This window comes from Microcoleus sp. Pol8_D6, from assembly GCF_036700965.1.
In the GTDB taxonomy this organism is placed as follows: domain Bacteria; phylum Cyanobacteriota; class Cyanobacteriia; order Cyanobacteriales; family Microcoleaceae; genus Microcoleus.
In genome coordinates, this window is record NZ_JAUBPW010000010.1 from 82,569 (window position 1) to 98,122 (window position 15,554).

Here is a 15,554-nt window from a genome sequence, read left to right on the forward strand (position 1 = left end):
CGATCGAACAATCAGAACTTATCCTGATTTTCCATCGAATACATCTTCGCACAATTGGGCAAAGAATAGACCTTTAACATCCCAATCATAGATTTCCCTGACGCGCGTTTGACCCGATCGACCCAAGCGCTCTCGCAATTCACGATTTTGCGCTAAACACACTATAGCTTCTGCTAGACCTTGCACAGTGCGATCGGGGTCAGTAGCAGCCACTTTAATCCCCGTTTGCTCCGTCACTTGAGTAGCCGGGCCCCCCAAATCCAAACAAATCGTCGGACGGCCAACACCCATCATTTCTGTGCAAACAAAACCACCAGAGTCATGCAAACTCGGATGGAGGAGAACGTGAGACTCCCCCATTTTAGAAAGAGTTTCAGTGCGAGATAAAGTTCCCCAAAAAAATACTTTATTTGCCAGTCCCAATTCTGTTGCCAAAGCTTCCAAGCGCTGCCTTTCGGGCCCGTCTCCGACAATCCAGTATTCCGATTGTTCCAGCTTCGCCTCCGCAAATGCACGGAGTCCCAAGTGCACCCCTTTCCAGTGTAAGAGACGACCGACACTGATGAATCTAATTGGTTGCTCAGGCGGGGGAGAAAACTTCTCTAGTTCTTGAATTTCCTGCTGCGATAAACCGACTTGCGAGAAAATCTTCACGTTTTTTGCTTTGAGAAATCGCAGTCGGGCTGCGGTTTCTTCCGTAGTTGCCAGCGCCACGGCACTGCGACGCGCCGTCAGACCCACAAACGGATCTCGTTCTCCTACGCTTTGAGCCAATGCCCGCAGCGTTTCGTAAATTTTGCCCCGGCGGCTAAAATCTTGCCAAAAAGGCTTTGGTGCTGCTTCTGCACCCCCCACAGGCCCCCAAATAAAAGGATGCGGCAACAGCGCCAAGAAACTTGGAGACCAATGTTTGACATAAGTTACGTGATGTACTATGTCAAAACCAATTTCGCGATCGAGCTTCCGAGCTATAAAATAAGCCCAGATTTGCCACAGATAGTAGTGAAGTTGCAGCAATCCTTGTTTCCCCTTCCAATCTTCGCTCCACCCAAACGGATCAAAATAAACAAAGTGCAGGTTTGGCACTGGGTTCCGCTCTAGTTCTGCTTCAATGTACGATCGACAAAACGTGCGAGTAAATACCCAACTTTCGTGATGTTTAGCAGATTGGATAACAGTATTCCATCCTACTCCCTCTTCGGAGCCGAGATTCGGTTCGCAGGCAAAGGCAGATAAAAGAACTTTCATCAACTTTTCTCCAATACTAGCGCTGTCACATCTGCTATTAATTTGGCAGCCTTTTCTGGTGTATGTTCAGCGATCAGTTGCTGGGACTTTTGCCCCATCATCACTAACTTTTCGGGGCAATCAATCAAGTCCCGCATCGCGTTTGCAATACCTTCCGACTGATAGGGATCAAAAATATAACCATTTTCACCTTCAACGATCATTTCGCAAGCCCCAGCCCATTTTGAACACAAAACCGGCTTACCAAATGCCATCGCTTCTAGCACCACCATTCCCCAAGTATCTTCTAACGTAGGAAAAACAAACACATCAGCTTCTAGAAAATAAGACCCCAAGTATCCGTATTCTATCCACCCTGTCCAAACAATTTGTTTTTCTAAACCCCATTCTTTTGTAAGTGCTTCTAGTTCCGGTCGCTGTTCTCCGTCTCCAACGATAATGACTGTGTAATTCGAGTATCCCTGGCTTTGCAAAATTGTGCAAGCTTCTAACAGATTCTTAATCCCTTTGCGAGAAATTACTTGACCCACGCACAAAAAAATTGGGTGGGAAAACGACAAGGATACAGACTTATTATTTTCTAACTTTTGTACCAAAGCTTTAGCATCAGGAACCATGTAAGGTTTAGCAAAGATATTACTTTCGTCGGCCCCAATCACTTCTACCAAATATTCTTTACCTCGGCGACTATTAGAAACAAAGGTATCAGCAAATTTCCCCATCCAGCGTCGAATAGTCGAGCGCACCTTAGAATCTCGAAAGTCTACATTCGGGGAACTACTTTCATAAACTAAAACCAGTCGCCATTTCCCTATAGGCTTAAAGATTATAGCTACCAATGTCCAGATAGAAAATCCACTAGCAAAAATGACCTGGGGCTTGAATTTCAAAAGAGGAAAAATAATCCCAGGAGTAGCCTTAATATAACCACGACTGTACCCTGTTTCTATCTTTTGGGTGGTGATGAATTGAGTATCTCCCACAACTTCGACTACTTCTGTACCAGGAGCTTCCGGATCGTAGCGAGGCCAGAGGCGACCTGTATAAAAAATCGTGTTCGGAATTAGTTTTTTGAGCTCATGTAAAACCGGCGGCCAATAGGCCCCAAATTCTGCCGAAGGAACGAGCCAAGCGATGCGAAATTCCTTTTTGTCAACCATCCTATTCACCTTGAGTTTTGTTTTTAGTCAATCCCAGTTTACTCAACACTGACAACCAAACTAACCTTCGATAAGGTAGCAGCCAATAAATTGGCCACAACAAACCACCATGCTGCTGAGTAAATACCTTCCATTCTCCAGGCGGTTGCAGGGTCGCATCTTTAAAAGATAAACCTTTAGGCGTGCTCATTTTATCTAACCCTTCGCTCAAATTTTTGGCAGCGGTTTTTGTTACCTGTGGGTTGAGGGAACAAGTTCCTAAATGACCGGGAGCAATCCAAACTGTACATCCTTTCTGTCTCGCTCGTAAACCATAATCCCAATCGCCAATATAATGAACAAAAGCAGGATTTAGGTTGCCCACAAGTTGGACGACATTGCGAGGAAGTAGAACGCAGTTGCCATGAATTGTGCTACAAAGTAGAGCTTCTTGAGTTGGTTCTACGAGGCGGTATCGGAAGGGAAGAAAGGGGTGGTCTCGCACCACGCCACCGTAAGTAGTTTTACCCGTTTGCGGATCGCAGGTAGAACCGGAGACGATGGCTTTTGTTTCTCCTTTTTGAGCGAGTTGCTTGCTGGTTGTTAATAAGGTTTTAAGGGCTTCTGGATACATAATTGTATCGTCGTTCAACCAAAGGTAGTAGTCGGGATCGTCTTTCATGGCTTCGGTGAAAGCAAAGCGCATTCCGCCGTTCCAGAATAAATTGCCATCCCCATGAAAAATCTTGACTTGAGGGTAGGCTTGGTGAACTGCTTCGCTGGTACCGTCGGTACTGGCATCATCGACTATATAGGTGGAAATATCTACATTGGCTGGAAGTGCCTGGTTAAAAAGAGCCTCTAAGCAAGCCAATGTTTTCTGTTTGCGGTTGAAGCAAGTTAAAAGGACGGCGATATTAGTACGGTTCATTCTTCCCTGTGTTGCGGTTTTTAACGATAGGTAAGGCTAAAAGTAACAGTGTTTTATTTAGCCACTCGCTCGGCGGTTGCAACCGCCGCTACAAGAACGAAATTAGGGCTTACGCAGTCGCTCCCCCCTTTCACAAGAGGGCTTTAAGAGTGCACCACTTAGCCAAGGGGGTCGGGGTATCAAGGTTTGAGAGTTTAAGAGCGTCAGTCCTAGAAGTCTGGCTGGGTAAACTATTGCTGTATTATAGTTGACCCGCGAACTTTTTGGTGATAAATTGGAATTTAGAACTTAAGTTAACAGACCAACCCTGCAAGCTTCCTAGGACATTTATAATGATGAGTTCTACTAAGCCAAAATATTTATAATCCTTGGAGTTGAACAGTTTAAATGCCACATTCCCAGATAAAAACTCCCATTGTTTTCGTTGTTTTCAATCGAGTTGATAATACCGAAAAAGTCTTCGAGGCGATTAGACAAGTTAAGCCGCCTAAGCTGTTAGTAATTGCTGACGGCCCTCGTGCCAACAAACCTGGGGAAGCTGAAAAGTGCGCCGCTGTACGTGCAATTATCGATCGGGTCGATTGGGACTGTGAAGTTCTGAAAAATTATTCAGAGATTAATTTTGGTTGCAAGGATCGCATTTCTAGCGGTTTCGACTGGGTATTTAATACCGTAGAGGAAGCAATTATTTTAGAAGATGACTGTTTGCCCCACCCAAACTTCTTCCCTTTTTGTGAGCAGTTATTAGAGCGTTATCGAGATGACAAACGGATTATGTCAATCGCTGGTGTAAATTTACAGTTTGGGAGAAAAAGAACAGAAGACAGTTACTATTTTTCGCGTTTTAGTAACTGTTGGGGATGGGCAACTTGGCGCAGAGCATGGCAATACTATGATATTGACATGAAGTTATGGCCTCAACTTCGGGAAGCAGGTTTTCTGGAAAATTTATTATCTAATCCTCAATCTGTAAAAGTTTGGGATAGTGCTTTTCAAGTTTCCTATGATGGAACTCTCAACAATTGGTTTTTTAGATGGCTTTTTACTTGTTGGGTTCAAAATGGACTTGCTATTATTCCAGAAAAAAATTTAATTTCTAATATTGGATTTGGCAGTCAAGCTACCCATACTTCAGGAGAAGATAGTATATACAGTAATATGCCAACGGAAGCAATAACCTTTCCTTTAAGGCATCCCAACCACGCGATCCGAAATTTTGTAGCCGATCAATTCACTCAAGATACATTTTATGATTATCATCCCCCATTAATCAGGCGTATTAAGAAAAAAATAAATAAGTTATGCGGGAACACAATATTTAACCTTGAATAAGTAATTAGTAACGATGTCTAAAATGTCAACACTTCTCAGTTCTCTACTCAAAAATCCGATCACTGAATATCTGCGATTTTTAGTCAATTGGTGGAAGAACAAGTTTAAATATGATAATTTTTATCAAGACTATATGGCTTTGGTTACTAATTCAACTATCAGTCACAATGTTAGTGTGTCTAGTCGCGTAGCCATAAAAGATTCTGTCATTGGTTCTTACACTTATGTGCGCGATAATACGCGAATTTTCAATGGTGTTGTCGGCAATTTTTGTTCGATTGGGCCAAACTGCATCATTCGCTTAGGCGTACATCCTGTAGGAAATTTTGTTTCAAGCCATCCGATATTTTATTCGCCCAAGATCCTAGTAGGGACAACCTTTGTAGACAAAAAATATTTTGAAGAAGAGGAAAAAACTGTCCATATAGGTAATGATGTTTGGATTGGCTCAAATGTTATTGTTGTAGATGGTGTAACTATTGGTGATGGAGCCATCATCGCAGCCGGAGCCGTTGTCACCAAAGATGTGCCACCTTATGCTATCTGTGGAGGAATTCCCGCCAAACTTATTCGCTATAGGTTTGATGAACAAAAGATTGATTTTCTGCTGAAGTTTAAGTGGTGGGACAAGGATGAACAATGGTTGAGAAAAAATGTCAAAGACTTTCACAACATTGACAACTTCATCCATATTTATAATACGGAAAATAGTTGAATCCTAGCCAATTCGGTATTATGTCTAAGTAGCCAGAGGTTATATAACATCAGCAGTCATCTGGGATTTAAACTTAGACCACTTGAGAAGCATTACAGCCGCTATGAATGCCAGTGTATCATTGCTAGTCTGATACGGCAAAAATCTATAGCGAAAAGTAGCCATTCTCGGGTCGCTTTCTTGGTATAAAATATCTTGGGCAAAGTTTCCCCACCGCTCATCTATCAAATCAATTGTCATACCAGCATGACCAGACGGTAGCAACATATTGGAGCCGTGAAGACCAATTATTAAGCGGCTCTCTGAATAAAGGTGGCAAATCTCCTTTTCAATTTTTTCATTAAAACTATCCACCCTGTAATCTTTAATCCATTCTGGAAACTTAGTTTTTGTCCCCAGGCCAGCCACTGCAAATTGTGCTTCTGGTACTTGCAACCTGATCTTCTCAAATAACTGCTGAATTTTTAAATTTTGCAATCGCAGTGACATTGCTTGTTGATCTATTTTTCTAAGCACTCGAAACAGCAAACGGTTAACTAATAAACGATCTTCGCGCCAAATAAAAGTAATTTTAATTTCTTGGTTCTCAAAGTTATGTTTGGGAACTCTAGTAAAGCGCGTGATGTCGAACTGACTGGGATGAGAATGGGCTTCGCTGACATAAATTTCATCAAAGCGTTTAGTTTCTTCTTCAACAAACTCGGCGAAACTGGGATAGTAATTCTGACCATTTTTTAAAGACATAGGTACTGTCCAGATTTCTGCAACTTCATCGGGAACCATCCACCTTAAGAACTTAGGAACTATCACAACTAACCCGTAGTCAGAATTGCATTCTAAGTGCCTTTGTGCATTTAGCAACTTGAGCAGGGAGTGACCATAAAGATGATCGATACAGTTTAAGATAATTACCCGATTGCAGGGTTTAAAAATTTCTTTTACAATCTCAAGTTGTTCCGGTTGAGGATTTTGGAGTGAATAGAGTAATGGTTTGCCTAACCATTCCTTTTTGTAAGTATCGGCTGCAAAAACTTCTCCTTTTATTAAATTAACTTGGATGTAGTTTTTCACTCCATGACCTACTCTCAAATCGTCGATTATCTCGCTGCCACATCCCTCGCACTTAGAGTCTAGAACAATGTGGATACCGTGCCACAGAACATTTTTGGGATGAAGTTCTGTTCCACAATAGGGGCAATTCGATCGCTGTTCGATTTTAGGTTTAATTTGAATCACTTTATTAATCCTCTGATTCTACAAGCTGCCTTGTATAAGTTAAGGGATCGCCAGATGAAATTTCCGAAGGGGCGTAATTCCTTAATCAAGAAATTGACTAATATAATCACGTAAAAATAAGTTATAAGAGTAGCTGCAGTTGCTCCAAAAGCTCCATACTTAGGAATCAGGAAAAAGTTCAACGCTACATTGAAAATAGATCCGACTACAGTCAAGTAAAGGCCGTAGCGCAACTGACCTTCTATGTTCAAATATGTGCTCCGTGCTACTCCAAAGTTACTGCCAAATTGCGCCCAAACGTAGAGAGCCAGTACCGCTGCTGACTTCGCATATTTTTCACCGTAAAGCAGATGCACTATCCAGGGTGAAAGTAATGATATCGGTATGGCCACACCCAACCATAAAAATATCATAATATCCGAGTAAATTTGAAATTTATTTAGATATTCTTCATAATTTGTCTTTCTCAAATTCGCTAATTTGGGAAAAATAGAGCTTGATATGATCATCGGCAAAAAATCGCAGATTTCCGAAATTTTAACAGCCGCAGCATAATAGCCCAGTTGAGCATTTTGATTCATGGCGCCGAGCATTATCTGATCGGTTTTTGAGTACACATAAACTGCCAATCCCGACAAAATTATCGGCCAACTCTCCGATAGCAGTTCCTTACACCGTTCCCAACTAAAATGCCAATCCTTAATTTTATTCCCCGTAAGCTTATAAAAATATACATAAGCGATTCCTACCAATGCCACCTCTCCCAATCGAACCCAGGCGAAGGCAAGCAAAGGGGCTTTAATTGTCACTAACCCAATTCTGACAGCAGCAACTAAAAAACATACCGAATTTTTAGCCAACACTGTATATTTTGACTGGATTTGGGACTGAAACCAAAAATTGATAGCCTCAAAAGCATTAAAGATAGTTCCTGCTGCGATGATACCTACCAGCCACCGAGTCAGAGTGTCGTTGGGCTTGAGTAGCGCAATCACGGTGACAGTGAACAACAAAGTGATGCAGCCACCAGTAAATTGCAGTCCGAAGGCTGTTCCCAGAGTCTCATTTTTGCATTCTGGGTCGCGAGCGATATTCCTCACTACCAGAGTACCCAACCCCATCGTTGCCACTGAACTAAACAGCGATACAAAGGCGATCGCGTAGTTGAGCAATCCAAATTGTGTCGGACCAAGATAGCGAGCCACCCAAAGGCCTACAAACAGGCCTAGACCCATCTGCAAGATTTGGTCAGTGAACAGCCAAGCTATGTTGCTGAGTACCTGGCGCAGACTAGGGCCGAGCCTTTGACTGACCGCAGTTAACTTATCTAGCATCAGAATATTTTAAATCTTTACAAAACACAAACGCGGTTCTGGCAGGGTCGGCAATCTTGCAAAATTAGACTGGTTGATCCTATAACAACATACCACAACTTGAGGGAGCGTCTCAATGAAAGCAGCCAACCTAGAAATTGGAGTTTGGAGGCAGAAGGCATAAGGAAAGAGGAAGAAGGAAGGAATCAGAAGAAGTGTTTTTACAAATATGAGATGTTCCCCTACTTGACCCACGATCCGCCCAATGGTTACTTCAATGGACAGTGTGAGCTACAGAACGCCTTTGAGGGTTACTGGTACTACTGTTAGAACTATTGTTAGCATTATCTATCGCAAGTCGAACCGTCAACATTGCGTAACTCAGCCAAGGATTTGCTATCTCTATAATATAACCTTCTGTGATGTTGCTTATAATAATAGACACTAGAAAACAAATAGGCATTCCCGCTTCTTCCAGGGTGCTACGACTCAAATACCGAACTGCGTAAGCTAAATTGAGTACCAAGGAAGTCATCATTAAAATTAATCCCGGCCAACCGAAGGCCAACAAGATCCCGATGGCGCCATTGTGAGGATTTTTCGGTTGAAATCCATTTGGAGTATAAATAAAATAAGCAGGAGTACCCGCTCCTAACTTATCTTGTTGAAAAAATCCATCGTATCCGTAGCCAAACCAGGGACGCTGATTGACCGCAGCGATTAACTGTGGCCAGAATTCTGTCCGCCCAGTTAGAGTCAAGTCCTTGCCTAACCCACCTACAATAATATCCTCTAGGTTGTCTACTACAAAAACAGTCATAATTATGCTGACCACTAGGAAACATATAATCGCAGTAAAGGCCCACTGAAAACTTAATTTTTTTAGAAAATTTAGTGACGACACTGCCATTATTAATATGATAGTAATCACTAGAGCCGAACCCGATTTATTAGCCCTTACTAGGTAAAAGGAAAAGAACATCATTCCCAAAGAAATCCAGCGCTCTTTCTGAGTTTTAGCTCCTTGAAAATAATGCAAATACCAAAATGCCGTACAGAGAGCTAAGACTCCCCCCAAAGAATTTTTAGATTGGGTTAAGCCGACAAAATCGCCTGCTCCAGGGGGTTCTATTACAAAACTTGCCAAACCTATTGCCGTGTATCCCCACCGCCAGAAACGAGATAAATCCTCCCATTTATATTGGGCTGCAATGTAAAACCCGAAAGCAGTAAATCCTGAAAAAGCTAGGCCTGCTCTTAGCGTTGCTTCAGGAACTAGAGACCATAATGTAGACAGTAATGGAAGCAATATATAAAGTAAGAAAAAAGGATTCATTGTCAATACTTTGGCAAAAATTTCTATAAAATTGCTACTAAATTTTTTAATTCTTGAGATCAAAATAAATACTACCCAGGGGTAAAAAAAATAAGGTATGAGTTTTAATATGCCACCTTCTGGATCTTTCAAGTTGACAAAATGCAAGTAATTAAAAGGAGGTTGTATCAGAAAGGGAGAGATAAAAATATAAAGACCAGCAAAGCTTTTTTCTAAAGCCAAACCTATTTTTTTATAGCTAGCAAATTGAAATAATAGTATAGTGGCTATCGCGACTATAGCAAGTAGCATCCATGTCAATGAAGAACTACCTAAAATCAGCTCTTTCAGCATATTTGGTAGAGACACTGGTTCAGTCATAATTGCTTTCCTTTATCCGAAAAAAGACCAAATTATCTAGATATAAAATATAGCCGTCAACCCGGAACCACGCTAACACAGAAATTAGGCATAAAGCACAAATACAGCATCGTTTTTTCGGCGATCGCTTAAAATAATGAGCTTTTTGCCCAGCACTAAAAAGGCTACACTTATATAAATCATAGTCAATAAAATTAGGTGGTGTATGGTTAACACCCATTTTCCAAGACAGATAGCCCGGTCGGTTGTGGGTGTTGTCTTATTTGCTTCCAGTGTCCTCGCTGACGCCAGAAGCACCCCGGCACAACTGCCCATCCCGCTAGGCACAGAGCAAGCCCAGAATGTTGCGCCCGTTACGAGATCGCCGGAAAGCTATAAACTCGGCGGCGGCGATCGCATCCAAGTAGAAATACTCGAAGTACCCGAACTCAGCCGCGGCTACGAAGTTCTTTCCGACGGTTCAGTTAACCTGCCCCTGATCGGCTTGGTCTCCATCCGCGGCCGCACCTTAGTAGAAGCCACCAACATCATCCGGAACGCCTACCGCCGCGTCCTCAAAGACCCCATAGTCACAGTCAGCCTCGTCGCCGCCCGCCCCCTCAACGTCGGCGTCATCGGAGAAGTTACCAGGCCCGGAAACTTCACCATCACCCTAACTCCTGGCCCGGGAGCCTCGCCGAGTGTCCAGTACCCCACCGTCACCCAAGCGATCAGACTAGCAGAAGGCGTCACGGGTGTCGCCGACATCCGCAACATCCGCGTCCGCCGTCCCCAACGAGACGGCCCGGATCAAGTCCTCAACGTCAACCTGTGGAAATTCTTGCAAGAAGGAGACATCTCTCAAGACATCATTTTGCAAGACAGAGACACAATCGTGATCCCCACAGTCGCCAACTTTAACCAAGCAGAAGCTCGTCAATTTGCGACGGCAAACTTTTCGCCACCCCCAGAAAAACCTCGATCAATCTCCATCGTGGGTCAAGTCACCCGCCCTGGGGCTTACGTCGTGATCGGTGGCAACACCACAAACGACCTCAGCCGCGAAGGTTTCCCCACCGTCATCCGGGCGATTCAGCTAGCCGGCGGCATCACCTCCGATGCGGACATCCGGCAAATCCAAGTGCGGCGCGTCACCAGAAGCGGCGAACAAATTATCCCAGTCAACCTGTGGCAGTTTTTAGAGTCCGGCGACGGTGCCCAAGATACAATCCTCCAGCAGGGAGACACGATCATCGTGCCCAAAGCTACGATCGTCAACCCTGCAGAAGCTGGCGTACTGGCGACCACTAACTTTGCCCCTGTCGGCATTAACGTTTATGTAGTAGGAGAACTCAGAACATCCCTCGATCCCGTGAGGCTCCCAGCTAATGCCACCCTGAATCAAGCTTTAATTTCCAGAGGATTTTTTGGCTACGAGAATACCAGAGCTAGAAGGGATAAAGTTGAGCTAGTCCGCCTCAATAACGATGGTACAGCTACTAAACGGACGATCGAAGTCAATTTGACTCAAGGAATTAACGAAGAAACCAATCCTCAACTTCGCAACAACGACATGATTATCGTATCTCGCAGGGGTCTCGTCAATTTTGTCGATCGCATGAACGCTGTAATCGGACCTGTCGGGCCAGCTACGGGAGTGTTAAATTTTATAAACGTTCTCCGATTTTTATTCAGGTAAGAAGGTGGCGGGTGAGGTGGATAATTCCTGGCAAAGGCTAGAATAAACGAAACAATAAGATTACCCAGCCGCGACCTGGCCACTTCAAAAATATCAACCTCAAAAATATCAACCTCAAAAATACCCAGGCTGAATATGGATAGCAGACAAGATTATCAACCCTTCAAACCCAAATCGAATGGCAAACTGCCGGAGTTATCAGCTCAGAACTACAGATCTCACTTCGTAGAGGAGAGAGAAGAAGAAAAGCTAGACTTGTCCTGGTTGTTAGGGGTCGTGCGCCGTCGCTTCCTGGTCATGGCAGCAGCCACCATTGCTTTGAGCGCCCTGGCAGGAATAGCGATCGTCCTCACGTCTAAACAGATTACGATCGAGTATGAAGGCTCCTTTTCCCTGTTAGTAGAACCAGCCACGGCTGAAGGTTTGCAATCCAAACAATTAAACAACACCCAATCTGCCGACTTAGCAAGAATTAATATAGAAGGAATTAGCCTACTAGACTACGAAACCCAAATTAGGATTTTGCGAAGTCCCAAAATGATGCAGCCAGTGATTGAGGAATTGCGGGCTTCGTATCCCAAAATGAACTATAGCGAACTGATATCAAAAATGTCAATCCAGCGTATCAGCTACACGAAAGATGGCAAACAGCAAGGCACAAAAATTTTACAAGTTCGCTACAAAGATTCAGACCAAAAAAAGATTTACCGCGTATTGGATAAAATTTCTAAAGCTTATCTAGATTACAGCTTGCAGCAACGGCTGATGGGCATTAATCAAGGTATTAAGTTTATAGATACGGAGATGCCCAAGCTCCGAGAAAGAGTGGAAGTTCTGCAACTGCAAGTCCAAAGACTGCGGCAGCAGAGCAACTTGTTTGAACCTCAGATGGAGGGAAAATCTCTCTCTGAACAAGTTCAAAGCATTCGAGGTAAGCAAGTAGAAATTAGAGTTCAGCTAAAAGGGATGCGAAACCTCTATCAAAGCTATGAAAAACTACTCAACGACAATAATCCCCAGGGGCTGCTGATGACCCAAGGACAAGCTTACGCCGGACTCTTAGGTCAAATTCAGAGAATTGACTCGGAATTGTCATTAAAATTAGCTCAGTATAGAGAAGACAGTTTGCCAGTTTTAGCGTTGCGAAAAAGTCGGGAAGAACTGATTTTAACCGCCACTCAACAAGCAAGAAAAGTGGTGATGGGAAATTTAGAGACCCAAATCAAAGAAGTTGAAGCGCGCGATCGCGAAATGACCGCTTTGCAAAATGCTCTCAACCAAAAAATTAGAAATTTTTCAGTCACAACCCGACAATACGACAATTTACAGCGGGAACTGCAAGTAGTTACTAAAAGTTTTTCGGACTTCTTGGCAAAACGAGAAGCGTTGCGGATCGATGCAGCTCAGCAGCAAATCCCCTGGGTGCTGATAAATCCTCCGCAAATTCCGCTAGACAAATTCGGCCAGCCTATAACAGCTACCGTCAAACAAACCAGAAAACAGTTAGCGCTGGCAGTAATTTTAAGCACTCTCCTAGGCATAGCAGTCGGCTTGCTGGTAGAGGTACTAAATACTGTGTTCCACACTCCAGAATCACTGAGAATCGCCACAAGATTGCCAATACTCGGGGTGATTCCGTTTACCAAAAAAGTCAAGCGCAGACCGCCAGCCAGACAGAGGAAACTAACATCGGCTCGATCGAACTCGAAAGTGGAAGTAGTCGAACCGGGCGAAGCTAGACATACTGATCCGATGAGCGGGGGATCAAGTATTTTGAGCGACTTGGACTATCAATTTTTAGAAGCATTTCGATCTTTATACACGAACATTCACTTGCTGAGTGCAGGCAGGGCAATTCGATCGCTCTTAGTTGGTTCAGCCGTAGCCGGAGACGGCAAATCTACAGTAGCTTTGCACCTTGCAGCCACAGCAGCAGCAGTCGGACAGCGAGTATTGTTAGTAGATGCAGATTTGCGCTGCCCGCAACTGCACGCTAAATTAGGACTGTCAAACGTGCGTGGCCTAGGCGATGCCATCTCCACAGATCTCAGCCTCAATGACGCGATTCAACGATCCCCGAACCAAGAAAATTTGTTTGTACTCACTGCAGGCCAAATTCCCCCCGATCCGATCAAGCTTCTTTCTTCCAAAAAAATGCAGTATCTGATGGAGCAATTTCAAGCATTTTTTGACTTAGTAATTTATGACACCCCGCCACTAGCAGGCTTAGCAGACACCCACTTGATCGCAGCTCACACAGACGCTACGATTATGGTCGTCCAAATTGGGCAAACCGACCGATCGCAAGTTCGCAAAGTTTTAGAAGAATTAAAAATTTCTGGAGCTACCGTTTTGGGAATCGTTGCTAATGGCTGCAAAAACACCGGTCACAGCTACCGCCAGCGCCCGGTCGTTTTAGAGACGGTCTACGACCAAAAACTATCCGCTTTTGGTACGAAAAATCCTAATTAGACAAATGTTGATGCAGGCGGCTGAGCACCGCCGTCCTCAACGGGAAACGCACAACCAAGCTATACCCTGATTTTTTGATAATAGTACCATTTGAGAAAGAAAATGATAGACTAACGGACATAGCCTCGTGTGTCAACCGAGATTGCGCGGATCTTTAAATTTGGCGGTAATTACTCAGAAAATGATTGAGAAATCAGCAAAAGTGGGTAAACTACATTTAGCAGAGCGCAATCTCAATCAGGAAAAGACACCTTTGAAGGTGAACGTTAGTGTAAACGTTAATGAGAACGTTTCAACCCAGAAACTTGGTAGGGATTATTCTATGAGTACAGTTATGGTTGTTGATGATAGCGTCACTCTGCGGGAGATGATAGCCGACTTGCTCAAAGGTAGAGGACTCAACGTCACGGTAGCGAGTGATGGCGTAGAAGCTCTAGAGCAAATCAAGGCTAACCGCCCAGATTTAGTCGTTCTGGATATCGTGATGCCCCGGATGAACGGCTACGAAGTCTGTCGTCGGCTCAAAAGCGACCCTAAAACCCAAAATTTGCCGGTGGTAATGTGTTCGAGCAAAAGCGAAGAGTTTGATCGCTATTGGGGAATGAAACAAGGAGCAGACGCTTACATCGCCAAGCCATTTCACCCTCAAGAATTGGTCGGCACCATTAAGCAACTGCTGCGAGGTTGAGGTGGAGGAATAGGGACAGGAAAAAAAATGTCTTCAGCGCTGATTATTTCTGCTCCCGCAGCCTCTCTAAACTACTCGATTGACAATAGTCCAAACATCCCCGTCCGATCGCACGTATGGAACAGAAATACTTTTAAAACCAGTAATAAAAGGCTTGTAATAAACCTGCCAGTAGCTGGGACTAATTTGGTCGGCGATAGCTTTGAGTCCCTTCACTTCCGCCGCCAGTTCCGCCGCCAGTTCATTAATCCGTTCCGCGTGTCCCTGAGCAAGCACTCTTCCTTCTTCAACTTGCTCCTCCATCGGACTGATTCTTTGCAACTTTACCGACTGCTGCTGTTTCTGACTCAGTTGAGCAGACAGAGCCGCGATCGCGTCATCTATCCCCTTGACTTCTGCCGACACTTGTGCTGTTTCCCTCGCGTGACGCCGATAAGCATCGGCGATCGCTTGGGGCGAATCACCGGCTGGGACAACATCGGCAATACTAAGCTGCTGGCGTTCCAGGCGCAATTCCTCAATTTGAGAGTAGATTGCCTCTATATCAGTCTGAAGTTTGTCCACCTAATTATTACCGCGTGGTTGTTGGATATTTTAGCATATTAACACAAACCAATCACCTAATCGGCATAGAAATTGCATATTTTAGGCGAGCTAGAAGCAAAGCCCCATAAGCAGAAGTGGAAGAGTTTGAAAAATACAAATTTTTATATTTCTCAATTTATCGATTTCCGTCGATATCCAGTCGGGTTAATCAGGATCGTGTACGGTATCAGCATTATAGATTGGTAGTGAGGAAGGCAAGTACGAGCGAGTTTTATGAGGATTAAAGTCGTCACTACAAGCACAATTTCCAATTACAATTTACCACTTTCCAATTACCAATTTCCAATGATTAAGAGATTTTTTTAAGTTGTTAAGCTGTTGCACATTTAAACTGTGATACAAGCATTGCCATTATTTTTGATTTTGCGCCCCCATTTAATTATTAATTAATTAATTAATTATCCTTCATTTAAGAGGCGATGCCATAAACAGGGCGAACGCATCTAAATTTCATGTTAACAGAATCTGGTATAGCGGTTCTCAAGAAAGCGAGGTATGGG

General features: G+C 43.7%; 12 protein-coding genes. 5 read left to right on the forward strand and 7 right to left on the reverse strand.

Annotation, left to right across the window (positions count from 1 at the left end):
* Positions 1-18: 18 nt before the first annotated feature.
* From QUA10_RS06690 to QUA10_RS06700, 3 genes are read right to left on the reverse strand one after another with little or no spacing between them, the layout of a single operon-like run.
* Positions 19-1,248: a glycosyltransferase gene (locus QUA10_RS06690; RefSeq protein WP_333081731.1), complete on the reverse strand. Its 1,230-nt coding sequence runs from the start codon at positions 1,246-1,248 to the stop codon at positions 19-21.
* Positions 1,248-2,408, reverse strand: a complete 1,161-nt coding sequence (locus QUA10_RS06695) for a glycosyltransferase family 4 protein (protein WP_333081729.1) — start codon at positions 2,406-2,408, stop codon at positions 1,248-1,250. The genes QUA10_RS06690 and QUA10_RS06695 overlap by 1 nt, the downstream gene beginning before the upstream one ends.
* Position 2,409: 1 nt before the next feature.
* Positions 2,410-3,318, reverse strand: coding sequence for a glycosyltransferase family 2 protein (locus QUA10_RS06700; protein WP_333081728.1), 909 nt, complete (start codon positions 3,316-3,318; stop codon positions 2,410-2,412).
* A gap of 387 nt (positions 3,319-3,705) precedes the next feature.
* On the opposite strand from QUA10_RS06700, the gene QUA10_RS06705 reads away from it, so the two are divergent.
* Together QUA10_RS06705 and QUA10_RS06710 are read left to right on the forward strand one after the other, a co-directional pair.
* Positions 3,706-4,650, forward strand: coding sequence for a glycosyltransferase family 2 protein (locus QUA10_RS06705; protein WP_333081727.1), 945 nt, complete (start codon positions 3,706-3,708; stop codon positions 4,648-4,650).
* A gap of 13 nt (positions 4,651-4,663) precedes the next feature.
* Positions 4,664-5,365, forward strand: coding sequence for a CatB-related O-acetyltransferase (locus QUA10_RS06710; RefSeq protein WP_333086207.1), 702 nt, complete (start codon positions 4,664-4,666; stop codon positions 5,363-5,365).
* A 39-nt stretch (positions 5,366-5,404) separates the two neighbouring features.
* Here QUA10_RS06710 and QUA10_RS06715 read toward each other — a convergent pair whose 3' ends face one another.
* The 3 genes from QUA10_RS06715 to QUA10_RS06725 all read right to left on the reverse strand — a co-directional run bounded on the left by QUA10_RS06715 (position 5,405) and on the right by QUA10_RS06725 (position 9,610).
* Positions 5,405-6,436: a hypothetical protein gene (locus QUA10_RS06715; protein ID WP_333081724.1), complete on the reverse strand. Its 1,032-nt coding sequence runs from the start codon at positions 6,434-6,436 to the stop codon at positions 5,405-5,407.
* A 161-nt stretch (positions 6,437-6,597) separates the two neighbouring features.
* Positions 6,598-7,935, reverse strand: a complete 1,338-nt coding sequence (locus tag QUA10_RS06720) for a flippase (protein WP_333081723.1) — start codon at positions 7,933-7,935, stop codon at positions 6,598-6,600.
* A 253-nt stretch (positions 7,936-8,188) separates the two neighbouring features.
* The gene (locus QUA10_RS06725) at positions 8,189-9,610 is read right to left on the reverse strand and encodes an O-antigen ligase family protein (protein ID WP_333081721.1); all 1,422 of its coding nucleotides are present in this window, start codon (positions 9,608-9,610) and stop codon (positions 8,189-8,191) included.
* 205 nt (positions 9,611-9,815) lie between these two features.
* Here QUA10_RS06725 and QUA10_RS06730 point away from each other — a divergent pair, with 205 nt between their 5' ends.
* From QUA10_RS06730 to QUA10_RS06740, 3 genes are all read left to right on the forward strand, one after another.
* Complete coding sequence (locus tag QUA10_RS06730) at positions 9,816-11,288, forward strand: polysaccharide biosynthesis/export family protein (RefSeq protein ID WP_333086208.1); 1,473 nt, start codon at positions 9,816-9,818, stop codon at positions 11,286-11,288.
* 135 nt (positions 11,289-11,423) lie between these two features.
* Positions 11,424-13,760 (forward strand): polysaccharide biosynthesis tyrosine autokinase, encoded by a 2,337-nt coding sequence (locus QUA10_RS06735; RefSeq protein WP_333081719.1) that lies wholly within the window; start codon positions 11,424-11,426, stop codon positions 13,758-13,760.
* 322 nt (positions 13,761-14,082) lie between these two features.
* Positions 14,083-14,448, forward strand: a complete 366-nt coding sequence (locus QUA10_RS06740) for a response regulator transcription factor (protein ID WP_039886668.1) — start codon at positions 14,083-14,085, stop codon at positions 14,446-14,448.
* Positions 14,449-14,514: 66 nt separating this feature from the next.
* Here QUA10_RS06740 and QUA10_RS06745 read toward each other — a convergent pair whose 3' ends face one another.
* Positions 14,515-15,012, reverse strand: a complete 498-nt coding sequence (locus QUA10_RS06745) for a hypothetical protein (protein WP_333081718.1) — start codon at positions 15,010-15,012, stop codon at positions 14,515-14,517.
* Positions 15,013-15,554: the final 542 nt, after the last annotated feature.